This window comes from Armatimonadota bacterium (assembly GCA_039679645.1).
Lineage (GTDB): Bacteria > Armatimonadota > UBA5829 > UBA5829 > UBA5829 > UBA5829.
Window position 1 is genome coordinate 16,654 of the sequence record JBDKUO010000005.1, and the last position, 25,219, is coordinate 41,872.

General features: G+C 50.9%; 24 protein-coding genes and 1 tRNA gene. 10 read left to right on the top strand and 15 right to left on the bottom strand.

Annotated features, from left to right (window positions below):
* Positions 1-13 precede the first annotated feature (13 nt).
* The 4 genes from ABFD83_00780 to ABFD83_00795 form a co-directional block, all read right to left on the bottom strand.
* Positions 14-589, bottom strand: a complete 576-nt coding sequence (locus ABFD83_00780) for a flagellar basal body L-ring protein FlgH (protein MEN6355597.1) — start codon at positions 587-589, stop codon at positions 14-16.
* Positions 590-652: 63 nt separating this feature from the next.
* Positions 653-1,624: a flagellar basal body P-ring formation chaperone FlgA gene (flgA, locus tag ABFD83_00785; GenBank protein MEN6355598.1), complete on the bottom strand. Its 972-nt coding sequence runs from the start codon at positions 1,622-1,624 to the stop codon at positions 653-655.
* A gap of 5 nt (positions 1,625-1,629) precedes the next feature.
* The gene (flgG, locus tag ABFD83_00790; protein MEN6355599.1) at positions 1,630-2,418 is read right to left on the bottom strand and encodes a flagellar basal-body rod protein FlgG; all 789 of its coding nucleotides are present in this window, start codon (positions 2,416-2,418) and stop codon (positions 1,630-1,632) included.
* Between the two features lie 23 nt (positions 2,419-2,441).
* Positions 2,442-3,131: a flagellar hook-basal body protein gene (locus ABFD83_00795; GenBank protein MEN6355600.1), complete on the bottom strand. Its 690-nt coding sequence runs from the start codon at positions 3,129-3,131 to the stop codon at positions 2,442-2,444.
* Positions 3,132-3,416: 285 nt separating this feature from the next.
* On the opposite strand from ABFD83_00795, the gene ABFD83_00800 reads away from it, so the two are divergent.
* Together ABFD83_00800 and ABFD83_00805 are read left to right on the top strand one after the other, a co-directional pair.
* Positions 3,417-3,608 carry a PEP-CTERM sorting domain-containing protein gene (locus ABFD83_00800; GenBank protein MEN6355601.1) on the top strand — a complete coding sequence of 64 codons (192 nt, stop codon included), beginning with the start codon at positions 3,417-3,419 and terminating at the stop codon, positions 3,606-3,608.
* Positions 3,609-3,920: 312 nt separating this feature from the next.
* On the top strand, positions 3,921-4,691 hold the full coding sequence (locus tag ABFD83_00805; GenBank protein ID MEN6355602.1) for an alpha/beta hydrolase: 771 nt from the start codon (positions 3,921-3,923) through the stop codon (positions 4,689-4,691).
* On the opposite strand, the gene ABFD83_00810 is transcribed toward ABFD83_00805, so the two are convergent.
* From ABFD83_00810 to ABFD83_00825, 4 genes are read right to left on the bottom strand one after another with little or no spacing between them, the layout of a single operon-like run.
* Positions 4,688-6,055, bottom strand: a complete 1,368-nt coding sequence (locus ABFD83_00810; GenBank protein MEN6355603.1) for an aspartate aminotransferase family protein — start codon at positions 6,053-6,055, stop codon at positions 4,688-4,690. The genes ABFD83_00805 and ABFD83_00810 overlap by 4 nt on opposite strands.
* Positions 6,056-6,058: 3 nt before the next feature.
* Positions 6,059-7,132, bottom strand: coding sequence for a Gfo/Idh/MocA family oxidoreductase (locus ABFD83_00815; GenBank protein MEN6355604.1), 1,074 nt, complete (start codon positions 7,130-7,132; stop codon positions 6,059-6,061).
* Positions 7,133-7,192: 60 nt separating this feature from the next.
* The gene (locus ABFD83_00820; GenBank protein MEN6355605.1) at positions 7,193-8,464 is read right to left on the bottom strand and encodes an ArgE/DapE family deacylase; all 1,272 of its coding nucleotides are present in this window, start codon (positions 8,462-8,464) and stop codon (positions 7,193-7,195) included.
* Entirely contained in the window at positions 8,433-9,419 is a 987-nt protein-coding gene (locus ABFD83_00825; GenBank protein ID MEN6355606.1) for a LacI family DNA-binding transcriptional regulator, read from the bottom strand. The genes ABFD83_00820 and ABFD83_00825 overlap by 32 nt, the downstream gene beginning before the upstream one ends.
* 149 nt (positions 9,420-9,568) lie before the next feature.
* Here ABFD83_00825 and ABFD83_00830 point away from each other — a divergent pair, with 149 nt between their 5' ends.
* Both ABFD83_00830 and ABFD83_00835 read left to right on the top strand, forming a co-directional pair.
* A complete protein-coding gene (locus tag ABFD83_00830; protein ID MEN6355607.1) occupies positions 9,569-10,453 on the top strand; it encodes a phosphatidylglycerol lysyltransferase domain-containing protein in 885 nt (294 codons plus the stop codon).
* A gap of 65 nt (positions 10,454-10,518) precedes the next feature.
* Positions 10,519-10,938 (top strand): CBS domain-containing protein, encoded by a 420-nt coding sequence (locus tag ABFD83_00835; protein MEN6355608.1) that lies wholly within the window; start codon positions 10,519-10,521, stop codon positions 10,936-10,938.
* A gap of 107 nt (positions 10,939-11,045) precedes the next feature.
* On the opposite strand, the gene ABFD83_00840 is transcribed toward ABFD83_00835, so the two are convergent.
* The 3 genes from ABFD83_00840 to panD form a co-directional block, all read right to left on the bottom strand.
* Positions 11,046-12,872, bottom strand: coding sequence for a bifunctional homocysteine S-methyltransferase/methylenetetrahydrofolate reductase (locus ABFD83_00840; protein MEN6355609.1), 1,827 nt, complete (start codon positions 12,870-12,872; stop codon positions 11,046-11,048).
* A gap of 143 nt (positions 12,873-13,015) precedes the next feature.
* Positions 13,016-13,351 carry a hypothetical protein gene (locus ABFD83_00845; GenBank protein ID MEN6355610.1) on the bottom strand — a complete coding sequence of 112 codons (336 nt, stop codon included), beginning with the start codon at positions 13,349-13,351 and terminating at the stop codon, positions 13,016-13,018.
* Between the two features lie 4 nt (positions 13,352-13,355).
* Positions 13,356-13,697, bottom strand: coding sequence for an aspartate 1-decarboxylase (gene panD, locus ABFD83_00850; GenBank protein MEN6355611.1), 342 nt, complete (start codon positions 13,695-13,697; stop codon positions 13,356-13,358).
* A gap of 108 nt (positions 13,698-13,805) precedes the next feature.
* Between panD and ftcD the strand changes: the two genes are divergently transcribed.
* On the top strand, positions 13,806-14,720 hold the full coding sequence (ftcD, locus tag ABFD83_00855) for a glutamate formimidoyltransferase (GenBank protein ID MEN6355612.1): 915 nt from the start codon (positions 13,806-13,808) through the stop codon (positions 14,718-14,720).
* 134 nt (positions 14,721-14,854) lie between these two features.
* A tRNA-Ser gene (locus ABFD83_00860) sits at positions 14,855-14,946 on the top strand.
* An 81-nt stretch (positions 14,947-15,027) separates the two neighbouring features.
* Here the strand turns inward: ABFD83_00860 and ABFD83_00865 are convergent.
* Positions 15,028-16,752, bottom strand: coding sequence for a glutamine--tRNA ligase/YqeY domain fusion protein (locus tag ABFD83_00865; GenBank protein ID MEN6355613.1), 1,725 nt, complete (start codon positions 16,750-16,752; stop codon positions 15,028-15,030).
* Between the two features lie 217 nt (positions 16,753-16,969).
* On the opposite strand from ABFD83_00865, the gene ABFD83_00870 reads away from it, so the two are divergent.
* From ABFD83_00870 to ABFD83_00885, 4 genes are all read left to right on the top strand, one after another.
* A complete protein-coding gene (locus ABFD83_00870) occupies positions 16,970-17,644 on the top strand; it encodes a hypothetical protein (protein ID MEN6355614.1) in 675 nt (224 codons plus the stop codon).
* Positions 17,645-17,668: 24 nt separating this feature from the next.
* Positions 17,669-18,532: an AmmeMemoRadiSam system protein B gene (amrB, locus tag ABFD83_00875; protein MEN6355615.1), complete on the top strand. Its 864-nt coding sequence runs from the start codon at positions 17,669-17,671 to the stop codon at positions 18,530-18,532.
* A gap of 100 nt (positions 18,533-18,632) precedes the next feature.
* Positions 18,633-21,713: an SLBB domain-containing protein gene (locus ABFD83_00880; GenBank protein ID MEN6355616.1), complete on the top strand. Its 3,081-nt coding sequence runs from the start codon at positions 18,633-18,635 to the stop codon at positions 21,711-21,713.
* Between the two features lie 89 nt (positions 21,714-21,802).
* A complete protein-coding gene (locus tag ABFD83_00885; protein MEN6355617.1) occupies positions 21,803-22,546 on the top strand; it encodes an NlpC/P60 family protein in 744 nt (247 codons plus the stop codon).
* Positions 22,547-22,641: 95 nt separating this feature from the next.
* Here the strand turns inward: ABFD83_00885 and ABFD83_00890 are convergent, their stop codons facing one another.
* The 3 genes from ABFD83_00890 to ABFD83_00900 all read right to left on the bottom strand — a co-directional run bounded on the left by ABFD83_00890 (position 22,642) and on the right by ABFD83_00900 (position 25,213).
* Positions 22,642-23,445 (bottom strand): metal ABC transporter permease, encoded by an 804-nt coding sequence (locus tag ABFD83_00890; GenBank protein ID MEN6355618.1) that lies wholly within the window; start codon positions 23,443-23,445, stop codon positions 22,642-22,644.
* On the bottom strand, positions 23,438-24,229 hold the full coding sequence (locus ABFD83_00895) for a metal ABC transporter ATP-binding protein (GenBank protein MEN6355619.1): 792 nt from the start codon (positions 24,227-24,229) through the stop codon (positions 23,438-23,440). Before ABFD83_00895 ends, ABFD83_00890 begins: the two co-directional genes overlap by 8 nt.
* 81 nt (positions 24,230-24,310) lie before the next feature.
* The gene (locus ABFD83_00900) at positions 24,311-25,213 is read right to left on the bottom strand and encodes a metal ABC transporter substrate-binding protein (GenBank protein MEN6355620.1); all 903 of its coding nucleotides are present in this window, start codon (positions 25,211-25,213) and stop codon (positions 24,311-24,313) included.
* Positions 25,214-25,219 lie beyond the last annotated feature (6 nt).

Sequence of the window (25,219 nt, forward strand, 5' to 3'; positions counted from 1 at the left end):
TCTTAACTCTTAACTAAAACAGTATCTTGAAAATCTTGCTGATAATGCCTTCTTTTTGCCTGCTGCTGATGGCGCCGCTTCCGACATGGGTGATCTTGGCATCAGCAATGCACGCGGAAGAGACAGTGTTGTCCGTAGTTATATCCTGCGGACGGATAATACCGGATAGCTTGACCTCTTCCTTCTCTGCGTTTGTCTGCACAAAACGGCTGCCCTCTATCTGAAAGTTGCCGTTGTCGTTTATTTTAGTAATGGTAGCGGTCATAGTAGTTGTGAACGTGCTGGTTCGCGTGGTGGCCCCGGAGGCCTTCATGCTGTCACCGCCGCTGTAACTCACTGCGGGAATATTCTTTAGAATGGCGCCTGTACCACCGCCGGTGCTAAGGGATGAGTCCTTTTTTGCGTTTGTAGAAGCCGACTGGCTGGATGTAGCCGTCTCCACGATGATCACCGTCACTATATCTCCGACTTTGGCCGCGCGCTTATCGGCGTATTGCGACTTCGCCGCCTCCGGCTGCCACAGCGATTCCGCGCAAGCCGAAGCTGCCATTGTAAAAACAAGCGCTAGAATTATAAATGATCTTCTCATAATGACCTCTTTGATATCCCTTGATATCCCTCCAGGTATCTTACCTGGAGGCCTTCTCTATTTCTACCTGACTATCTCCACCATGCCGGGCTCGACAACCTGTGCCCGGACTTCATCCTGTGAAACCGCGGATACTACACGGACCGTATCACCGGCCCTGCCGTCCTGTTTGACCTGAGCCGTTGTGTGTAGAATCACGTTGCCGCACTTGACGACAAGGTTCACCGTATCGCCGCGGCGCACATCCGGCGGAAGCTCGACCGATTCGGTCGTAATAGTGCTGCCGGGCTGAATTGTCCGCTTCGCTATCAATTCCTGGTTGCCCTGATCGGTATTGCGTATAATCGCGCTCTGGACAAATGTAATGTCTCTTCGCTCCCAGGATGTGTTGGAGGCCGTAATGGCCTCACCCTGGCGCATTGACTTTGTCGCGACCAATACTTCGGCTACCGTCTTGATCGTCAGCGCTGCGCTGCTGGTCGCCACCGTCCTGCCGTCTGAGACAACATCGAGCACAATGGTATTTACTCCCGGCCTGAACCCGCCGCTTGCAAGCCTCGGCCTCACTTCGACATTGTCGCTCTGCGCGATTGTGATCTCTCTGGGAGCGCGATCCACAACTATATCGTAGGTCATCCCTTCGGCAGAAAGACTATTCATAACAAACGACTTCGCCTGACTGCTAAGATCGTCCGAACTGATCTTGATGCATTTACCGACTATGTCGACCGAATCGGGTCCCACGAGATCGACTTTCTTGTCGAGGTTTGCGGACTTCAGCCTTACCTTTATATACTTGGTCTCCACGCTTCGGTGCTTGCCGGGCAGAAGACTTGAAGCCACGACGATATCGCCTATACGCTCCGCCAGTTTCTGTGGAGCTTCTATGCGCGCAATATCCTCGATCTTGACAGACTGTGCGGGCTGCACCTCCGACTCGGGACGCAGGATTACCCTGGCCGCTGCCGCATCAGCCGCGACGCAAGCAAAGAACGCCATATAGACTGTCTGTATGATCAAGATCGCGCGCTTCATCACAATTACCTCTTCAGATTGTTGGCTATGCTGAGCATATCATCCGATGTCTGAATGCTCTTGGAGTTGACTTCATAGGCTCTCTGAGCCTCGATCATGTTGACCATCTCGTCCACTACACTGACGTTTGACATTTCAACCATGCCCTGGCTGAGTGTGCCTGCGCCGTCCTGACCGGGTGTGGCGGTTGCAGGCTCACCGGAGGCGTCCGTGGCGGCATATAAGTTTTTGCCCAGGCTGTTCAGACCTGCCGGGTTAAGAAACTTGACGATCTGGATTTGCCCGATCTGCTGCGGGGCTGTCTGACCCGAAACAGTGACTGTTACCGTCCCATCTTCACCGATTGTAATGTCATCAGCCTCAGATGGAATTGTGATCTCAGGCTGCACTGCGTAGCCGTCGGATGTGACCAGTTTGCCGTCGCTGTCCTTCTTAAATGAGCCGTCACGGGTATATGCAGTTTCACCCGACGGCTGCATCACCTGGAAGAAACCATCACCTTCGATCATGACATCAAGGTCATTATCAGTCTGTTTGTAATCGCCCTGAGTAAATATCTTCTGCGTGGCAGCCATGCGGGTTCCAAGACCTACCTGTATTCCCGTGGGAACCTGCACTCCCTGAGCCTGCGAAGACCCGGCGGAGCGAATAGTTTGATAAAGCAAATCCTGGAAGTCGGCGCGGGTCTTTTTAAAGCCCGACGTGTTGACGTTTGCCAGGTTGTTTGCAGTGATATCCAGATTGGTCTGCTGGGCTGCCATTCCGGTTGCGGCCGTATATAAAGCTCGGATCATTCAAATGCCTCCATGTATTTCTGCTATACGTTTCCTGCGCTGTTGATCAGCTTGTCCAGTGTGCCGTCAACAGCGGTGATTACCTTTTGATTGGCTTCAAAGGAGCGGACGTTGGTGATCATATCCACCATTTCTCGAACAATGTTTACGTTCGCGCCCTCTATGCAGCCCTGCATGATTTTTGTTTGACCGGCCTGCGCGCCGACTATCTTTATCTTGCCTACGCTTGTTCCGTCCACGCTCACTTCGCCATCGGCGGCCACACTCATATTGCCGTTGGGTATCTTGATAGTCCCATTTTCACCAAGCACTTTCGCCCCGTCGGCTGTGCAAAGCTCTCCAGCGGCGTCGAGCCGGAAGTTGCCTGCACGAGTGAGATTTGTTCCACTCGATGCGCTCACTTCAAATGACCCAGGCCCGTCTATAGCAAAGTCGAACGAATTGCCCGTGTCGCGAATCGGCCCCTGAGAGTTGTCAGTTGCAGAGGCTGCGCTTACGATCACCGGGTCCACCGGAGAATCCGGATAAGACGGACGCTCGCGTTCGACTGCCGTTATCATCTGGCTCTGGAGTTCTTTTGCGAACGAAGATGAGACCACCTTTTCGCGTTTGAAACCAGGGGTCTGCGCGTTTGCGATATTGTTGGCTATGACATCCTGCCTGTTAGCCTGGGCGACCAGGCCGCTTGCTGCTGTGTAAAGTGCTCTAATCATATCTCTCTCCAATTGACGTATCGACAGCGTGCGGCATCTTGTTTAGCTGATTTTGGCATGTGATCGGTTATTTTTCAGCGCTTGATTTATTTTTGGGTCAGGGAAATTCGCCATTGACAGACATTAACTCATGTGGTAACTTGCACTTATCAAGTGATCGCTGCGTTTGGCAACTGGGCGACGGCGGCACGAGTAATTATTTCCGACAGCGACAATTATAGACGGTAAAAGCCGCGAGTTGTCGTGTCAGGCACTAATGTAGTAGAAATGGAAGGAAGTGTGAGGATGAGGATACTGGGTTTGTTGGCAGCATGCCTGATCCTTACCGCGTGTGTCGGACCTGCCCTGGCTAATGATGTGGGCAGGACCATCGCCTCAAGTGGGCTGACAGTTCCTGAGCCTGGGAGTTTGCTTGCGCTTTCAACCGGACTTATAGGTCTTGTCGGTTTTGTATTTAGAAAACGTGGTAAGTTCTAAAAAGCAGACAGTAAAATCATATGACTAGCCGGAGGCGCGATGACCTCCGGCTTTTTTTTTATTGCTCCTTACAGGAGGTATTTTCCGGCATGGGGCAGCGATGAGTTGTTCCAGCCATTGGCATGGTCAATAACCGGCTGGAAATCCGACGTCTCAACCACATTGCGACATTTGTTTCGCGCAATTGCAGCCAGCCGATGAATCTCTCAGGGTCGTCCAGTTAAGGATCTCGCATTCACGTTTATTGACATGTGTTCGTTTGCCTGAGTATTATATTGCAGTATAATGCACCATTGTATGAGGTGGCGACAAGTGCCGGTTATCAACGTGGATGGCCTGCGGGTCAGCTACACCGACACCGGTAGCGGTATGCCGATAGTTTTTGTCCCCGGGCTTGCAGGATCGAAGGACTGGTTCGATTATCAGGCTTTGGGACTGGCCGATCACTATCGCATAATCAGCTACGATCTGCGTCAGACCCGCGGTCAAAATGCATATAACCTTGATGTTCTGGTCGATGATCTGGCTCGTCTGCTATCCAGACTGAGGATATTCGCTGCCGTGGTAGCCGGGCATGGCCTGGGTGGATTGATAGCTTTGAAGTTCGCTGCAGTGCATCCCGAATGCAGCCCTGCACTGGTTTTATGCTCCACCACTCCATCATTTCCTCACTCATCCGATGATGAGTTTATCTCACATATGCTTCCGGGAGAGATTAAGTTTGAGAGCGCAATTATCAGGTGGTGGAAAAAGTGGTTCGGATGCAATAACGCCAATGGGCGCAACGCACTAACCAACTGCCTGACTAATATAGACCATGCGACACTGACCAGGCGTTTGGACATCCTGCGAAGCTCTGATTTAACTCCCCTGCTCGGCGATATTGAAGTTCCCACACTGGTAGTAGCTTCCACAGACGATGTGCCTTATGTGCTTGCCGGATCGCAGATTTTGGAAGAGGGCATACCTGATACAAACTTGGAAATAATCGAAGGCGCGGACCGCTTCTATTTCCACACCAGGCATGACCTCTTCAATGCTTTAATCGCTGATTATCTTTCCGAGAAGATTGCGCAGTTTTAGCCTAAAACTTCGTCGACCGCTTCTTCAAACACATCAATCGACTCATGCAGCGCGTCTTCGGCAATTGTAAGCGGAGGCGCTATCTTGAGGCACTCTCCCCCTATGCCGACAGGCGCAAACATCAGCAGACCCTTGTGCACGCACTTGAGATTGATCGCAGTGGCGGTCAATGAGTCCGGCTCTTTGGTTCCCGGCTTTACCACCTGGATGCCGCCGACCAGTCCCAATCCGTGGAAGCAGCCCAACCGGTCCGGGTATTTCTTCTGTATGCGCTCAAGCTCAGGGTTCATTATCTCGCCAAGGCGAGCCGCTCTTTCGGTGAGCTTCTCGTCGAGTATAAGTTTCAGATTCGCTACAGCGGCAGCCACAGGCAGCGGCGAAGCAGAGTGAGTAGATGTCATCGATCCGGGCGGGTACAGACCCATGATATCATCACGACCCATAACCGCCGATATAGGCAGTGATGACGATATTCCCTTGCCGCAGGGGATCAGGTCCGGCTTGACTCCATAGTGCTCAAAGCAGAACAGCTTACCGGTGCGCCCGAAGCCGGACTGCACCTCGTCAAATGTCATCACAATATCATATTTGCGGCAGAACTCCTGCAGCTTTTGAGCATACTCCACAGTCAGAAAATCGGGGCCCACACCCTGATAGCTCTCAGTCATAACCCCAGCTATATCTTCCGGCTTGATCCCCTTTGCTTTGAGTGTGCTCAGGAACAGATCAAATGACCTGTCTACAGTCTTGTAGCCGTCCGGGAAGGGAACCTGGATAAATGTCTGGTCCCTGTCAACCATCCATTCCTTCTGCCTTTCCATTCCGCCTGCAAGCTGCGAGCCCATCGTCCTGCCGTGGAAAGCATTTTCAAATGAGACAAAATACTTCTTATGCGGTCCATGCTTTTTCAGCGCATATGTTTTTGAGAGCTTGACGCAGTTCTCAGTGGCCTCGCTGCCAGTTGAGAGAAGAAATACACGATACTTCTCCGGTTCCGGCGCAAGCGACTGGAGCATCCCGCAAAGTTCAGCACGCTGCTCATGCACAAATACATAACTGGCCAGCAGCCCCTGGTCTACAATCTTTTTAAGGGCATCACGTATCTCTTTGCGGCCATGACCCGCGTTAGCGACCAGCACACAGCTCGACCAGTCTATCCAACGGTTTCCCCAGCGGTCTTCTATAGTGAAATCATCAGCCTTGTGCCAGATTACCGGCGGCTGGCCGGACATACTCTGCGGTTCGCACTGCCTTAATTTCTCGAGTATCGGCAGCGATTCCGGCACCGGAAACTTTGTCTTTATAGTCCTGTATTTTGTATTGACCTGCGGCACATCCACAGGTGTAAGATCATAAACAGCCATTTTTTACCTCAACTTGATTACTTCGCCTGTCTTAACGCTCTCATGAACAGCGACAGCGATGCGTGTAACTTCTCTTCCGTCCTCACCTGAAGCCCAGCAGCCTTTTATCTTGTCGATAGTGCCGCCGTTTTTAAGAAAAGAGACGTTGTATGCAAAGTCTTCAATGCTCTCGATTCCATAACCGCGCAGTATCTTGCGGCCGTATTTGTCATCGAGTCTGCGTGTGAAGTTGTTGTTGTACGTTGCCATACCTTCATCAGTAACACAGGAGCTGGTGCCTCTGTCCTGGCTGTCGCACTCAAAGATTCCCTTTGTGCCGACAATCCGCATCCCCTGGTTTACTACCGCTTCGAAACCTTGAGGGATAACCCACGACGTGTCGCATGCGAATGCAGCTCCGTTTTCAAATGTTATCTTGGCATTAATGCAATCATATGTGTCCACGCCATAGTCTTTGAGAAGCGTGTTTTTAGTGCCGGTCGCGTAGATGCTTTTAGCCTCACTCTTTACGATCCAGCGAATGAGATCGTAGAAATGAACACCAAGAAACCATGCCGGCGATGAGTTTGGAGCCCAGTGCGGGAACCATTTACTTGGCACCTCAATGCGGTCCTCCATGTATATGCTGCCGTAGAGTATGTCCCCAAGTTCTCCCGACTGCACTCTGCGCTCTATAGCCTGATGGTCCGGGTCATATCGCTTGTGAAAATCCACCTGAAGAAGCACACCAGAGCCCTTTGCTGCTTGAATAATCTCCTCGCACCCCTCAACGGTGATATCGAGCGGTTTTTCAACCAATACATGCTTGCCTGCCTTGGCTGCTGCCACGGCGATATTCTTATGCAGATGGTCGGGAGTGGCTATGCTCACGGCATCAATGTCCGCCTTAGCAAGCATCTCGTTGTAGTCCGTATAGATCGGGCAATTGTACTCTTTGCGCAGCTCATCCGCGCGTTTCGGGTTTGCTTCTGCAATAGCGGCGAGTTCGGCCACACCCGTATACCCGAGCTGAGTGAATGCGTCCAGATGCATTTGGCCGAACTTGCCAGCGCCTACTACTGCAATTTTTACTGACATCTAACAACCTCCAGATTATTTATCTGTGATCTCGCGCGATATCTGATCGCGACCGTATGATTAAGCTCCGCACCAGTCAATCAAGAAGAGCGTCAAGACCTGCGCGGCACGCAGTATATCGTCCATTTTGATCTGTTCGTTAAGAGAATGCGCATACCCAAGATCGCCTGCGCCGAAGACGATTGTGGGCATTTGCCCGCCGTGATAGAAGAGCCTGCCGTCGCACGATGCAATCCAGCCCAACGGTGGTTCCGGTCCAAGCACTGATCCCGCGGCATCACAGAACGACTTCACAGATGGGTGCTCAACATCGGTTTCAAACGCTTCGTTATGCAACCGCGAGAACTCGAGCTTGTAATGCTTTTTTGTCCATTCGCTCGCTCTGGTTTCGATAAGTTTGCGCACTTCTTCGTATATCTGAGCAATCCGCTTGTTCGGCAGAAATGCGATTCCACCCTCGATCCAGCACTTTTCAGAGACCATTGAAGGCCAATCGCCACCCTTTATCTGGCCGATATTTACATTCACCGGACTCGGTTCGAATGGAAACAGAGGGTCGCCCTTCGACTCTTCACGCAGCGCCTGCTCATAATCTCTGAGTACATTGATGACGCCTACCATCTCATCAATGGCGCTGACACCGTCCCAATACTTGCCCATATGCGCTGATTTGCCGGTGACCGTCAGCTTATACCATACGGCTCCCCTATTGGCCGGGTGCACCTTAAGGCCGGTCGGTTCCAGCACCACCACAACATCGGCTCTATTGCCCTGCCTGATAACAGAGAGAGAGCCGTTTCCACCCGGTTCTTCTTCGATTACCAACTGCGCTTGCAGGTTGCCTTTTAGCTTTATTCCCAGCGCTTTTAGGGCTTCAATAGCCAGAATAACGGTCAGCACCTGGCCCTTGGCGTCACAGGCGCCGCGGCCATATACTACACCATCTTCATATCTTGCTGAGAACATATTGTCCGGCGCGGGCACAACATCGCTGTGTGAGTTGATGATCGCACTCTTCCCCTGCCCCGATCCGGGGATGTTTACAAGTACATTACTGCGGCCGGAATAGTTCGTGTGTCCTGGAACGATCGTGTAATCGGGATCGCACACGATGTTTTCATCAACAGGGGCTAGTTCGGGTGAAAAGCCCTGCTTGTTCAAGTAATCGAACAGAAAAACCTGTACGTCATGCTCAAATCTCGCGGTGCTCTTAAATGCAATCAACTCCTGCAGAAGCTTTGCGGCATGCTCTTTTCTCGATGCGAGATACTCAGCCAATCTCTCTTTGATCTCCACGGCACTACTGATCCTTTCTTTGTATAAGCGTTTCACCTCTCCTGACGCCTACCGGCACTATAATGCTCTCAGGCGGCATCAGAGGGTCTTCCATTTTCTCAAATAGTCTGTGCATGGCAGTCCTGGCCATTGCCGGATAGATGTCATCAAGGCATGTGATTGTCGGAAACGGGAAGAGCGCTGCCGAGTATGATTGTGCCCACCCGACATAGCTTAAGTCTTGTGGAACTCGGCAGCCCATTGCGCTCAGAGTGCTCAAGATGATTGCATGATCGGATGTAGTCCATGCAAATATTGCTGTCGGTTTTGCAGCCAGCAGATCGCTCAGCAGCTTAGTGTAGACTATGCGTGATTTATGTCGCACCAGCGAGATGTCCGCAGTAATGCCGGCATCCTCATGAGCCTGATGGAACCCTTCCATAGGACCCGACCAGGCGACGTTTTCTGGAAACTGAACAATTGCGGCTATTCGCTTATGGCCTGCCTTAATAATTGCACTGGTCAGATCGTATCCCATCCGGACATAATCCACCTGCACTCTGTCTACGTCAGGGGTTTGAAATTTATCGTCTAGCAGCACAACCGGCATCACATCTGCAAGGTTTCGGGCAAGTTCTTTTGAGAAGCTGCCTGTGAGGATAACTCCGTCCGCTGCAAGTGGGTTTACATACATACTTACCTGTTTGTATGACGCAAGCTCAGGCATGCCTACCAGAAAGACGCGATAACTGTTATGAAATGCTTCATTGCATATCGCCAGATGGAGTTCATGTTGAGCCGGAGCCATCTCTCCGCACACGACAAACGCAATATTGCCGGTGCGCCGTCTTCTGGGTATATATCCCATCTCCCTAGCGGTTTTGAGAATAAGTTTACGCGTGTCCGAAGCAACCCGGTGCAGCGGATCATGGCCGAGCACGCGTGTCACAGTGCTCCGAGAAACACCGAGCTTGTCGGCTATGGCCTGCTGGTCTATTCTGCTTTCAGACATGCATCTCCCGCTTTCTATTTGCATTGCACAGTGGCGCACTGTGCGCAGTGTATCTCAACCTGTTTGAAATGTCAACCAGGATTGCTTGACCTTTGTCGCCGAATGAGGGTATACTTTGCCGAACACAAGTATCCCAAGAGGTGCAGTAAATGGACATACCGGAGTATCCCGATTCAAGAGAAATAACCCTGGAAGACAAGCCGATCTTTGATGTTGTATTCGCAGAAAAACCGCTGGAAATATCGGCTTATACTTTCACCAATATATTCGCATGGCGCGAGCCGTATAACACTAGATTATCGCGCATTGGTGATTTTCTAATACTTACTCAAAGGGTCAAGGATAAAGTTTTATGCCTGGAGCCTTTGGGCATGGGGCATGTTGCAAAAGCAATAGATGATGTGTTTCGACTCTCCAAGAACGATATCGAGTTTAAGTGCATCCATGCGAATGTAGCGCACCGGATCAGTGCTTCAGACTACATAATAGAAAAAGATCGCGACAACAGTGATTATGTGTACCTCGCCTCAGACCTGATCGAGCTAAACGGCAGGAAATATGACGGCAAGCGCAACTGGATTACTCGTTTCAAGTCTCAATACGAGTATGAATATATACGCATGCCGCATGTCAGCCCCGGAGAGGCCATGGAGTTCGCCGATTACTGGTGTGAGCAGCGTGACTGCCGGAGCAGCGAAGGCCTGCAGAATGAACATACGGCAGTCTATGAGATGCTCGCAAACTTCGAGGAGCTAGGTATTATAGGCGGCGCGGTTAAGGTAGACGGCAGCATTGCGGCTTTTTCTCTTGGAGAGGCGCTCAATCCTGAAACTCTTGTTATCCACGTGGAGAAAGCCGGTTCGGGGATGGACGGCATTTACCAGATCATCAACAACGAGTTTGCAATCCATGAAGCATCTGGATTCAAATACATAAATCGAGAGCAGGATCTGGGAATTACCGGCCTGCGCAAGGCAAAGAAATCTTATCATCCCGTTAAAATGGTGGATACCTATCGAATCAGGCGGGCTTGATATTGTTTCGGTTTCATTCCCTATGGAAAAAAGTGTTCTTGAACCACTTTACAGGGGGGATGATAATGAATGTCAAAGAGATAATGACGACCAATGTGGTCACGTGCGGCCCTAACGAGACCCTTATGCAGGTTGCCCAGAAGATGCAGAGTATGGACGTGGGTTCCTGCCCCGTGGTCTCTCAGGACAACCTGGTTGGAATCATAACCGACCGCGATATCACCGTCCGTGCAATTTCCAAAGGCTTTGATCCCGCCAATACGTATGTAAACGAGATCATGAGTAAAGACCCCATCTTCGGCAGCCAGAACATGAGCGTGGAAGACGCATGCGCTCTCATGCAGGATAATCAGATCCGCAGGCTCCCAATAGTAGACAAAGGAAAACTGGTGGGAATTGTAACTCTGGCCGACCTGGCGATAGACCTGGAAGAAGATGAGATGGTCGCAGAGACTTTAGAAAAGGTCTCCATGCCGACTTATTAGAGCTTTTAATCACGGGGCTGCCTCAGTGTTAACTTGAGACGGCCTCTATTTTATACACTTTTGTCCCTCCAGGTATCCCTACCTGGAGTGGTAAGCTATTGTCGGACTTACCCGCCCCCGGCAATAACCTGCCGCACCACCTCAAAGTTGTCGAACGGCGGCATAAAGTATACTCCGCCAAACTCCTGCTTCGCTGAAAGATATATTTGGCGCGCTATCTTGATGCCCTCTGCTTTTGCGGCCTCGGGGTCGGCTGAAGCGAGAGCCTTGCGGATGTCGGCGGGTATATTTATCCCCGGCACCTCATTATGAAGGAACTCGGCATGCCGCGAGCTGCGCAGGGGCAGCACCCCGACAAGTATCGGAATATTCCAATCGCCGGGAATTCTCTTTACGACCTGTCTCAGAGGTTCGAGATCAAAGACGGGCTGGGTCATCAGAAAGTTAGCCCCTGCCTCCCGCTTCTTGGCAAGCCGGGCGATCTCCTTGTCGATATCTTCTGCAGCAGGATTCAGGGCAGTGCCAATCGCAAAGCTGGTCGGCCCGCCTATTTCTCTGCCTGTGTAATCCAGGCCGTGGTTGAGTGAGTTTATTATCTTGACCAGGCCGTCGGATGTGACATCAAAGACAGAGGTTGCGGCAGGATAGTCTCCCGCGCTGGCCGGGTCTCCAGTCAGGGCAAGGATGCCGTCGATACCCAGCGCCGAGGCGCCCAGCAGTATTGAATGCATCCCCAGCAGATTAAGGTCACGGCAGGTAAGATGAAGGATTGTAGCAACCCCTAATTCTTGACGCACAAGGTGGGCAAATGCAACTGCGCTCATATGCATGCGAGCCATAGGGTTGTCCGTGACGTCTATCGCAGATATCCCCGCTGCCACCAGCGGCCTGAGTTTGTCTATAAGTGTATGGTAATCGGCATTTTTTGGAGGTGTGACCTCGACCGTGACAAAGTTGCCGTTCATCCTGCGCAGCAGTGGAGATCTTTCACTCGCCTTGCTGATGGCGACACTCTCTCTTTTTCTTGCGTCTCTAACCTTTGCCGGAGCGGGTCTGGCAAGCGTCTTGACCTTTGCCGAAAGGGCTTCTATATGCGCCGGGGAAGTGCCGCAGCAGCCTCCCACAATAGATGCGCCCGCCCGGACTATCTCAGCGCCTCTGTCGGCAAAATATCCTGCGCCTGAGATAAACAGAGTCCGGCCCTCGATATTTGTGGGGTAGCCGGAGTTCGGTTGAGCCGATATCGGAAGGCCGCTGATCTCATGCAGAGCCTCCACAGCTCGAATTGTCTGCTCTGGGCCAACGCAGCAGTTGACTCCGATAGCGCTCACGGGGTAGTCCGACAGCCTTGAGACGATGTCGTCCAGGCTATCGCCGCGTTCTGTAGTCAGGTCGGTCCCTATCGCGAACTGTACTATGACCGGCAGGTCGCAGTTTTCTATTGCCGCTTCGAGCATTATGCATGCCTGGTCGAGATCGGTAAGGGTCTCGAATATGAGCAGGTCTACTCCGCCGTCGACAAGCCCTCTCACCTGGCCCTTAATGCTGTCTTGCACGTCCTCGATATTTACCGACCCGATAGGGGGCAGGCTCACACCGAGCGGGCCAATCGAACCGGCGACCAAGACCTTTGAACCCGCTACGTCTCTTGCAAGTCTGGCTCCCGCGAGATTTATGTCGTAGACTTTACCTTCAAGGCCATGATGAGAGAGTTTGAACCGGTTTGCGCCGAATGTGTTGGTCTCTATCACGTCCGCGCCCGCCTTGATGTAGTCTGCATGCGCCTGGCAGATGAGATATGGCGAGGATAGATTGAGTTCTTCAAAGGGGTGTTTGTGGCTGACACCGCGCTCAACAAGGAGCGAACCCATAGCTCCGTCAAATACTACGACTCTCTGGTTGAAAATATCGGGAAGTCTTATGGGGTCGGGCATGATTAGCTCCCTAAAAAACAGCTGAGAGCGAAGAGTGGAGAGCTAAGAGCCCGTACTCATGAGCGCTCAGTTGTGCTGTAAATTGCTTCTGTTTATACCTCCAGGTATCCTACCTGGAGGTAAAGGTCAGTTATTGAAAAATTTTAGCCAATACCAAGCTGCTTGAGTTTCTTTTTGCTGCACTCGGAGCATCTGAACTCGGGATCAGGGTCGTCGCGCCTATCATAGCCGCGCGGGTCGAACCGCAGCCTCTTTACGGCAGTGTATTTACCGCAGTCATGGCACCTGCCCAGTTGCATAAACTCCCATTCCTGGACTTTGGCGCTGAAGATAAACCGGTCAACCCAAAAGAATATGCTCGCCCCGATCAAGTTGGCCAGGGCGACGGACCAGAACCCCGTACCGAATATGCGCACTATGGGGTAGAGGATCGGGGTTGAGAGCTGCCAGCGCAGCGCATAGAGAAGAAATTTAAGCATAGGGCTATATCCTGCTTACAATCTTATTGTGCTCATCAACCAGCACAACCTTGCGCTGCACCGGTTCATCAGTCAAACAGAATGCGGCAATGATGACTTTGTCGCCGACACTGCATCTTCTGGCGGCGGCTCCATTGAGGCAGATCACTCCACTGCCTCTCTCGGCAGGTATGGCGTATGTCTCCAGCCTTTCACCATTGTTGATATTCCAGATGTGAACAAGCTCGCCGTCGACTATATCAGCCGCGTCCAACAGGTCCTGATCAACAGTTATACTGCCGACATAATCTACATCACATTGCGTGACGGTGGCTCTGTGTATTTTTCCCTTGCAGATAGTTAACAGTTTCAATTTCCTTGCTCCAATTTTCACTAATAGTATATCAAATTGAGAAGCGAGAAGCGAGAGGTGAGAGGCGGCAGTAGATCGAATTAATCTTTGGAGGCGTGTATTGTGTCAAAGCTTGTCCAGTGTGTTCCTAATTTCAGTGAAGGCCGCAGGGCTGAGGTCGTTACAAAGATAGTCGAGGCGATAGACTCGGCTTCCGGGGTAAATATTGTCGATTACTCCATGGATGCCGATCACAACCGCTCGGTCGTCACTTTTATAGGCAGGCCGGAAGATATCCACAGGTCGGTTCTCGCAGGCGCGCGAGTCGCGGTCGATCTGATTGATTTGAACAAACATACCGGCGGTCACCCGCGGATAGGCGCGATGGATGTTGTACCGGTGGTGCCTCTGGACGAGATGACGATGGACGAGGCTATTGACCTCGGCCATGCTATTGGCCGTGACATAGCGGACACACTGCAAGTTCCTGTATATTTTTATGAGCAGTGCGCATTGCGCAGTGAGTGCGTGAACCTTGCAGATGTGCGCAAGGGCGGATTTGAGACTCTGAAAGAGCGAGGGCTTACAAACGGACGTGAACCGGACGCAGGCCCAAGTCACGTCCATCCGACGGCCGGAGCGACAGTAGTCGGCGCGCGAGGTCCGCTGATTGCATATAATGTAAATCTCAAGAGCAACGATATCTCCGCCGCAAATGCAATAGCCGCAAAAATCAGGCAGCTTAGGAACTCGGGCGAGGCAATGCCGGGTGTGAAGGCGATAGGTGTATACCTGAAGTCGCGAGACATTGCTCAGGTCTCCATGAATATCACACAACCGCATCTTGTGAGCATGTGGGGTGTCTACTCGTTCATCAAGCAGCAGGCGCATGAAATGGGGATAGAGATTTTAGAGTCAGAGCTTATCGGAGCCGTCAGAGAGCATGACCTGACCGATGAAATGGTTTCTGCGATGAATCTCAAGGGCTTTAGTCGCAAGAGAGTGCTGGATTACTGGATGCGCGAGTTTGAAAGGTAGCAATGAAGATAAATATCGCCCTCCATTATCATCCTCCGATATTAATGCTGCATTCAGAGCTGGAAAAGTCGCGACAAAACCAAACTATTTAAAATCTTGATAACTCAAATTCATTGTGGTAGAATATTAAAGATGGAGAGGTGGCTGAGTGGTCGAAAGCGATCGCCTGCTAAGTGATTGCGGGGGGAAACCTCCGCCCCGGGTTCGAATCCCGGCCTCTCCGCCATTTTTTGTATGTGTAGTAACAGCCCTCACTCGTTTTGATTGAGGGCTGTTGTTTTTGACTCTGTTGCATCAAATGAGCAGATTAGCCTGCCGAACGCTTCATAGCTTTTGCAATTTTTGCCCACGAATCGCGTAAGGTAACTGTTCGATTAAAGACGAGCTTCCGGTCAGTAGAGTCGATATCTACACAGAAATAACCCTGCCTCTCGAATTGGTAGCGTGTTCCAGGTTTTGCTCCGACCACACTCGGCTCTATGTAGCACGCGGCTACATTAAGCGAGTTCGGGTTCAGGTTGGAAAACCAGTCTCTGCCTTCCTCAACATCGTCCGGGTCGGGCTTGCTGAAGAGGTGATCGTAGAGACGGACTTCCGCCGGTATAGCCTGGTTAGCAGCAACCCAATGCAGAGTGGCCTTTACTTTGCGGCCGTCAGGAGCATCGCCGCCGCGTGTCGCTGGATCGTACGTGCAGTGCAGTTCTGTTATCTCACCGTTTGCGTCTTTTATTACATCATTGCACTTAATAAAGTAGGCGTTGCGCAGCCGTACCTCGCGGCCCGGAGCCATGCGGAAAAATTTAGGCGGAGGGACCTCACGGAAATCTTCACGCTCGATATAAAGCTCCCGCGCAAAAGGCACTTTACGCGTCCCGGCGCTCGGGTCTTCAGGGTTATTGATAACATCCAGCTCTTCGGCTTGACCCTCAGGATAGTTTGTAATGATAACCTTCAGCGGGTCCATAACAGCCATAACCCGCTGCGAGCGCTTATTGAGGTCATCGCGAGCACAGTCTTCCAACACGGCAACATCCACGACGCTGTCTGTTTTTGCTACTCCGATCCTGCGGCAAAATTCATGAATCGCTTCGGGTGTATAACCTCTTCTACGCAGACCGGCCAGTGTTGGAAGTCGAGGATCATCAAATCCGCTGACGTAACCGCCATTTACAAGCTCGATAAACCGCCGCTTACTCATCACTGTATGGGTGAGATTAAGCCGCGCAAACTCGATCTGACGCGGGTGGTATATCCCAAGCTGATCTAAAAACCAGTCATACAACGGTCTATGGATCTCATATTCCAGTGAACACAGCGAATGTGTCACTCCTTCGATGGAGTCCTCCAAGCCGTGAGCCCAGTCATACATCGGGTAGATACACCACTTGTCACCCTGGCGATGATGCTCGGCATGGCGTATGCGATACATGATAGGGTCACGCAGGTTCAGGTTCGGCGAAGTCATGTCTATCTTGGCGCGCAGAGTTTTTGCCCCATCGGGAAACTCACCCGCGCGCATTCTTTGGAACAAATCCAAATTCTCTTCAACGCTGCGGTTTCGGTAAGGGCTTTCTTTGCCCGGCTCGGTCGGCGCACCGCGCATATCTATGACCTCCTCGGCAGAGAGGTCACAAACGTATGCCTTACCTTTTTTTATAAGATCGATAGCCCACTCATACATCTGCTCAAAATAGTCTGAGCCGAAGAATAGCCGATCGTCCCAATCGGCTCCAAGCCAGCGGACGTCTTCTATAATTGCATCGACAAACTCCTGCTCTTCCTTGGCGGGGTTAGTGTCGTCGAAGCGCAGGTTGAATTGGCCGCCGAACTCCTGGGCAATGCCATAGTCTATCCATATGGCCTTGGCATGGCCTATATGTAGGTAGGCGTTTGGTTCGGGAGGAAACCGCGTGTGAACATGGTCGAATCGACCTTCGCGCAGGTCTTCTTTGATGGCCTCGCGAATGAAGTCTGTAGATTCGCCCCGGTCCGCACCCGCAGGTTCGGTATCTGGTCTGTTTGTCTCATTCATAATCAAGCATCTCTTTTCCCAAGGTTTGACGACTAATTTTGACACATCACACGCACAAGGTCAAGGCAGGTTTCAAGCAGGCTGATAAGCGGAACAATAACTCCGGTCACAACGTAATCTTAAAAAGGTTGGCCTGCCATTAATATATAGTATCGTGCAACCAAAATATAAAATATAATATACTCAATATAAAATAGTCTGACTGGAGGCCGGCGACTTGAACGAGAATAAACCAAAAGATGAAGCGCAGATTCTTAAAGACAAGTTGAACCGCGCTCTGCGACGCCTTGAAGGGCTGAAGGAAAAGAGCAAACTGCTTGAAATGCAGTATGAGGACGCGAAGTCGCGCGAGAATAACTCCAGCGAGCTCGTCATGGAACTGCTCGAACGCCAGCGTGAACTCAATGTGATGCTCAACCGCACCAACATAATGCTCAATCGGACTCAAGAGGCCATGGCCTTAACGTCTATGGAGTTCAATGAGATCGCCAAGGCATTGCCGGAACCAAAGAAAGCTGAGTGGTCCGAACGTGTGGCAAAGGTCAATGAACTCTTTAAGAAAACAGGCATTCAGGACGCTGAGGTGCTTGGGCTGGACTCTCCGGACCCGACAAAGTTTAGTGCTGAAGAAATAAGAAAAGAGTCTGAGCAGGCTTTTGGCCGCAAGGAATCGTTCTGGACACGAGAAGCACACAGCGAGCCTCCGCGTGTGGAAGCTGAAATAGTCGATGAGCATGAGGCGGATGTGATCGCAGCAAAGCCTGTTGTGGAAAGCGCAGTTTCAGACAAAGACCCACTAAATAAGATCACTGAGGATTATGCTGAATCCGGCGAGTCATGTAAGAAAAGCTGGTGGCAAAAGGCTTTCGCCAAATCCGGAACGGATGACTGATCTATAACCTCTGGAGGCGCCGAAATGGCACGCAAACCCGCTGTGGCAGGCATGTTTTATGAAGCCGATGAACAGGACTTGATTCAGAGCATCGAAAAGTGCTTTGCGAGCAGGCTCGGTCCCGGCAAAATCCCCGAAGCAGCGAAAAAAAGAGTCGGTAATGTGCTTGGGCTTGTCTGCCCGCATGCCGGATATATTTATTCAGGCCAGGCAGCCGCGCATGCATACTCCGAGCTTGCGAAAGACGGCCTGCCGGATACAGCCGTTATTCTAGGGCCCAATCATCATGGCTTGGGCGCCGCGGTGGCTGTCGGGACTCAGGACGAATGGATCACCCCTTTCGGATCAATGCATGTTGACCTGGAAATCGCCAATGAGATCGTACGTCTTGCCGAGTTTGCGAAAGCAGATGATTCGGCTCATGTCCGTGAACACTCCATTGAAGTGCAGCTTCCTTTTTTGCAGTATATAAGCCGTGGTCATAAGGAAATCCGCATCGTTCCGATTGCGATTGCATACATGAACAAATCAGACGCTCTGCTTTTGACGAAGGACCTTGGAGATGCGATAGCTCAATCGGTCAGGGGAAAGAGTGCTGTTATAATTGCAAGCTCCGACCTCACACACTATGATTCACGCGAAAGCGCTCGAGCAAAAGATACTCTGGCATTAGAGTATGTAATGAACCTAGACCCCGAAGGACTCATAGAGACTGTGTATGAACGGTCGATAACAATGTGCGGTGTCTTGCCGGCAGCCGTGATGCTCCATGCCTGCAATGCGCTTGGCGCGACCGGCGCACGCAAACTGGCCTACTACAGTTCCGGTGACGTCACCGGCGAAACGGACCAGGTGGTCGGCTACGGAGCGCTTAGCATAGAAGCTTGACACCTAACTGCCCCGCTCATATAATCTACCCAGGGTAACTCGCTCCACCCAATGCTATTCAATCCAATGCAGGACGCTGCTAAGTTTGTGAGTTAAATACATGAAGCACATTAATATCTTTTCAATGATTACCGTTTTTCTAATTCTCGTCACGAGTGCCTCGGTTGCTGATACGACAAATACTACAACAGCTAAGCCCACGGTTCAAACTCAAACTGGAACAAACAACGGTACTAACACTAATTTCAGGACCCAAAAACAGGGATCCACGCCCGTAGAGGGCGCTGTTGCTGAGCAAACAAAGGCCGAGGAACTGCAGGAATCCGAAGTTCTTGTCCAGCAGAAAATGGCGGATATAAAGGGTGTGCTTGAAGACGTTAATACTCGCATTGACGATCTGCGCAGACAAACATCCCGACCGATGCAGGTAAATATGGATCGTTTGGCCAGGGACCTTAAGGCAGCTGAGGATGAGCTTAATGGGATAGACATTACAAAGCTTTCCCCTCTTACCAAACTGCAGCGTGAGCAGCTTCAGGACAAGATGTTCGAGTGCGACCTGTCTATGGAGATACTCAACCGGCGTTGGAACAGCGAGTGGAATGTTTTCGGAATGGATTTCTTCCAGAGCGCACCACCTGTCGGCTCGCCGGACAACAGGCAGGTGCCTGACAATTATATTATTCGAAAGGGAGATACCCTTCTTATTGTTGTCCACAGCAGTCTGGGGGCTCAGGATGAGTATTCACGCCAGGTGGATAATGTCGGAGACATCATGCTTCCCGGAGCCGGACGGGTGGCAGCCGCCGGACGAACCGCGTCAAGCCTGCGGAAAGTGCTGGCGGGAAGGATATCGTCAAAATTCCGCCAGTTGACTGTAGATGTTACGGTCCAAGCCATGTCTGCGGTTCAGGTACAGGTAACCGGAGACGCGGTAAGACCTGGCACATATGTGCTTAACGGTTTGGCTACGGTGACAAATGCCCTTTATCAGGCAGGCGGTCCCCAAAAGACAGGATCCATGCGCCATATATCGCTTCTGAGGAGCGGCCATCCTGCAAAAAATATCGACCTGTATGATTTCGTCCTGAAAGGCAATAAAGACAAGGATGTCATCCTCAAAGATGGGGACTCTATATTTGTATATCCGGTAGGTCCGACAATTGTGATCAGCGGCGAGGTAGTACGCCCTGGCCGCTACGAACCGGATTTCCCGATGACCCTGGGACAGGCAATCAAGATGGCTGGAGGCACTAAACCTGGCGGGTATCTTAAAAGCGTCCAGGTAGAGCGAGTCGAGAACGGCGAATACAGGGTGCTGCTCAGCGAAAATATTGATGGAAAAACGTCGTTTGCACTTCAGCCGGGCGACCAGGTCATCGTTTCGACAGTCAGGCAGGATCCCACCAATCAGGTCGAAATAAACGGGCTGGTGGGCGCACCGGGGATGTACGGTTACAAAGATGGTATGCGCGTCAGCGAACTGATAAAGATGTCGCAGGGCTTGGCAAAAGATAAAGAGATATATGGCCCGAGAGCCGATATTTTGCGCATTGAACCGCTGAAGGGCACCCAGATAATATCTTTCAACCTGGACAAAGCTCTAAATGGTGATGTGAGCAACAACATAGAATTGCACAAGCTGGATCGCGTGTTTGTTTATTCTCCCGATCAAGTAGCGTTCCAACCCAGGCTTGTTACTCTAGAAGGTTGTGTGGCTCGGCCGGGAACCTACAAAAGGACCGGCGGGATGAGAGTGAGCGACGCTATCGCGGCGGGAGGCGGCGTGCTGCCTCAAGCCTACTTGCAGCGCGCAAACCTGATACGCATTAAGCCCGACAATACGACGAGTCTGATTAGAGTAGACCTGCAGGAGGCATTAAGCGGCGTTCCTGAAGCAAATGTGGAATTGCAGGATCGTGACAAATTGACTGTCTACACTCATGATGAGGTCCAGTGGCAAAACCATAATGTGCGTATCGAAGGGGCCGTACAAAAGCCGGGAACATACACAAGGTCCGAGAACATGCGAGTCAGCGACCTGATTTTTCTTGCCGGAGGCCTGATGCCTGAAGCGGCGGATACTGTAGAAGTTGCACATTGTTCTCAGCTCGGCTGCAGTGTGGTAAATAAAATAAAAGCTGCTGACTTGAAGCCGGAAAGCCAGACGAATATACTATTGAGCGACCTCGATGTTGTGACTGTCCCCTCCAACAATCCGTATCTGCGCGAACCTAATGTGGTTTATATAGATGGAGAAGTGGCAAAACCCGGACCTTATGTACTGACCAGCCCGGATGAAAAGCTGACCGACGTGATTAAGAGAGCGGGCGGACTGACACAATATGCCGATATGAGCGGTCTTTTGTTTCTAAGAGATAAAGATACTTTCGAGAATGCGCATCAGAACCGAGATTCGGATGTGATCCTGGAGAAAGCACAGCTCTTTGCAGACAAGCAGTTCCTCACACAATTGGCACAAATGGGTGTAAAACTACCTGAAGACTTTATGCTCTCCGACAACAAAAATGCCGATGTGTTGACCAGGCCGGTGGATGTTCAGGGAAATCCGAAGTTGGAAACCGGCAATACGCAGACCGAAATGGCGGCGGACGAAGCGAGTAAACAAAAAGCCGAAGACATTATGCGCACGATGGCGAAAGAAAAAGAACCGGACCAACTCAGTGCGATGGGCGCGCCAATGGATGAGAACAATGCCGGTTCCAAGGAAGATGAAGTAAAACCAAAGCTCCTTAATGTTACGAGCACGCGAATTTCTATTAATCTTGCAAACGCACTCAAAGATCCAAACTCTCCCAATAATTTGCCGCTGCGCGATGGTGACAGGATATACATTCCGAAAATTACTACTATAGTTACCGTGATAGGAGCAGTGCTGCACCCGCATCCATCCGCTGCGGTGCCGGGTCAAAGTGTCGATTACTACATAAAAAGATCGGGCGGTTACGCTCAGGATGCCGCGCGGGCCAATGTGGTCGTCGTTAAGTCTAACGGAGATGCGCTGCCGAAAGGCGACGTCAAATATGTGGGCGCAGGCGACATCATTGTTGTTCCTAACTCAGGCCTGATCGATATCGCAAAGAAATGGGAGAGAGCCGGCACGGTGACTAAAGTAATATCCGATGTGTTCAGCTCGTTATACATGATTGCAAGGCTTTAATCTTTCTCAGAGCACGGAACGATAGGCATCGGTGAGTCGTAAACTGAATGATGACTGACAAGCAATTAAGTAAGGAAGCAGGATCTGAGATGCCGTTTCGAAGGCTTTGCGCATGGATTTTTGCCGGCTTGCTGGCAGCCACAGCAATAACCGTCAGGCTGGCTATAATGACGCCGGGTGTGAGGATATTGCTGATTGGAACACTGCTTTTTGGCATGTTTACCGGATTGATATATCTCATTAAACAATCCGGCTTACATCCGCGCGCCCTCTATCCAGGACTTTTCTTCATTGCATTGTTTGTGGTCTGGATGGTTCTTGCTGACAGGCCGCCTAATGTGCCTTTGTTTCGAGCGACTTATGTCAAACGTCTGATGAAATTCGAAGGCACACGCTACGTCCGGGGTGGTGAGACAACCAGCGGGATCGATTGTGCAGGGCTTGCGCGCAGCGCACTATGGCAGGCTATGTTGGTAGAAGGAGGACGCGAGTTTAATCCGGAGCTTATCGGCAAGAATTTCTGGGAGTTCTGGTGGCGTGATTTGAGCGTCAATGCAATACTTAATGGTGATTACGGTTATACGAAGAAAATAGGCAGAGCAGCCAGACTTGCAGGGTATGATACTTCTAAGCTGGAATCGGGGGATATGGCTGTTGTGGGGGATGGGGTCCATGTCCTTGTCTATCTAGGTCATGGCAGATGGATCGAAGCGGACCCGGATAATAAGAAAGTTGTTATAAACAAGGCTCCTGCAAAATCCAAGCGCGCATGGTTCAATGTTCCCGTTACTTTTGTGCGCTGGAAGATTTTGCAAGAACCTCACAAAAACTGATCTAAGCAATTTACGCTAAGTAAATTGCACGTATTGATCTGGAACCGGTATGTTCAAAGCGCATTCCTAAATGCAAGTTCAAGGCCGTATTTTACTTAGTGCCTTAGTTTGGATATCACCCATCCTGTGATCAGCAGGAGGAACATGCAGGCGACTATCGCCGGGCCTGACGGCAAGTCCATCTTAAAGGAAGCATACAACCCGCATACTGTCGCTATGGCTGATGATCCGATTGCGATGGCATAAATCCTACCCAGGCGCTGGCTTAGCAGCAGTCCCGTAACCGCAGGAATCACCAGGAATGCAAACACCAGCAGCGTTCCGGCAAGCCGAATAGCCAGAGAGATTATAACCCCCAGTATCAGGAAGAAGAGCAGGTCCCACCATCCGGATTTGATTCCGCAAGCGCGAGCAGTCTCCGGGTCGAACATAGAGAACAGAAACTGCTTGCAAAGCAGCGAATGCACGGCTATAGCCGCCATGCCTGCTCCAGCCATAAGCCATATCTGGCCGGGTGTTACGGTCAGTATATTGCCTGAGAGCACATCCAGCATCCGGCCTTCGCCCTGGGCACTTTTGGCGACAAAGAGCACGGCCAGCGCCGACGCCAGCGCATAGCCGATTCCAATCAGGCTTTCCTGTGTTGTCCGTCGGTCTCTCGACTTTATTGAAAACGCCGCCACTCCACCCAGCGTAAGAACCAGAGATACGATAGACGGATTGCTGCCCGTGCACAGCGCCAGACCGACGCCCGCACTCGATACTTGAGCGAGAGCTGCTCCGACAAAAACTATCCGCCGCAGCACTACGTATACGCCGAGATATGCGCACACCGCCCCTACTATCAGGCTGGCAACCAATGCTGTTTGAAGAAATGAATCGTGAAAAGCGCTAAGCATCTCTGCCTCCTGTGACTATCACCCTCTGTCCACCGAAAGCGCCGACTTCTACCCCGACCTCGTATATATCCGAGAGGTTTTTTGATGACAGGACTTCGTCTATATTGCCGATCATCCGTAACCCTCCATCTATAAGGGCGATTTTCTCGACGTAGTTGATGATGACGTTAAGCAGGTGGCTGACCATTACTATTGTGATATTATCGGACTCGTGAAGATCGCTTAAAAGCTCCATTATCGCGTGCTCGCTGCCGATGTCCATGTCGTTAGTCGGCTCATCAAGGATCATTACTTTCGGTTCGGCTGCGAGGGCGCGAGCAATAAGCGCCCGCTGCTTCTGGCCGCCGCTGAGTTCTCGATACGCCTTTTGCGCAAGGTCTGCGATCCCAACATGAGAAAGGCACTCCAGTGCATAGTCTCTATCTCGTCTTGAAGGTCGTCTGATAGCTCCAAGCAGCGGATATCTGCCCATGAGAGCTATATCCATAACGGTAAGCGGAAAGACCTCGTCTATAAACTGTCTTTGTGGGACGTACCCAAATCGAGTCTCTGAATTTCTGTGGACATGTCCGGCTAAAGGCTTTAATATTCCAAGCATCGCTTTGAGCATAGTCGTCTTGCCGGTGCCGTTAGGCCCCACTATACCCAGAAAGTCTCCTTCATTGAGCACGAAATTGAGATCGCACAAAACTTTATTGTTGCCGTAACCTAGATCAGCATGGTCGAAGGAGAGCATTTCATTTATATGTAATTGAATTTCTTTATTGTCTGTAGCTTTAAGCATAAAAACTTCTTTCTTGAGGCGTGGAAGCATCTCAGTGGCCAGGGTTAAGCCCGGAACACTGAGATGCGACAGATATCTGAATTAGCGTAGGGCCTGTTTGTATTTGTCGACCCACATGTCAATCATATCGATATAGCTCTTAGTGCCCATTGAGCCTACAGAATAAGGAACCACCTGATATTTTGCCCCCGTTTGTCTTTCTATGAGATCAGGAAAACGCTTCGGGTAAATGGATTCAATTGCCACAGCCTTAATATGATGATCTTTCATCCGCTTTATCAAGCTCGATATATGAGAAGCGGACGGCGGAATCCCTGGCTTGACCTCCAGAGTGCCGAAAGACTTCAGGCCGAACCTGCGCAGGAAATAGATTGCGCTTTGATGATAGGTGACAACTCTTTCACCCTTATATGGAGCGAGTTCTTTCTTCCATTGATCCATTTTGTGGTCTATCTTCTCAGAAAACTCCTTACAGTTATCTTTGAAATATGACTTGTTGTCAGGCGATACTCTATCCAGACCTTCTAGAATGTTATCAGCTATGATCTTGGCATTTTCCGGATCATAGAAATAGTGCGGGTTTCCATAGACATGAATGTCGCCTGATGCTCCTGTTATCTGTCCTTTGGGGACCTCGAGTTTTTTTATTCTCTCCGACGCGTCTACATAGCCGCGAGCACCGCGTCTTACTTTGGGATTACTTGCTGCGTTGGAAAGCGCATCAAACCACATATCCAGGTCAAGCCCAACGCGCACGACCATATCGGCACGCGCAATCTTAGATACATCGGACGGCCTAGGCTCGATCATATGATAATCCTGGTTTGCTTTGGCAATCGAATAGACATGGACTTTATTGCCGCCTACCTGTTTTGCTATGTCGGCAAGTTCGGGTGTAGATGCTACGATATCTATCGCGGCAAACGCGGATGATGCTCCGCAAAGGAGCGCTAATATTATAGCTATACGCATTAATGCTTTCATTATTAT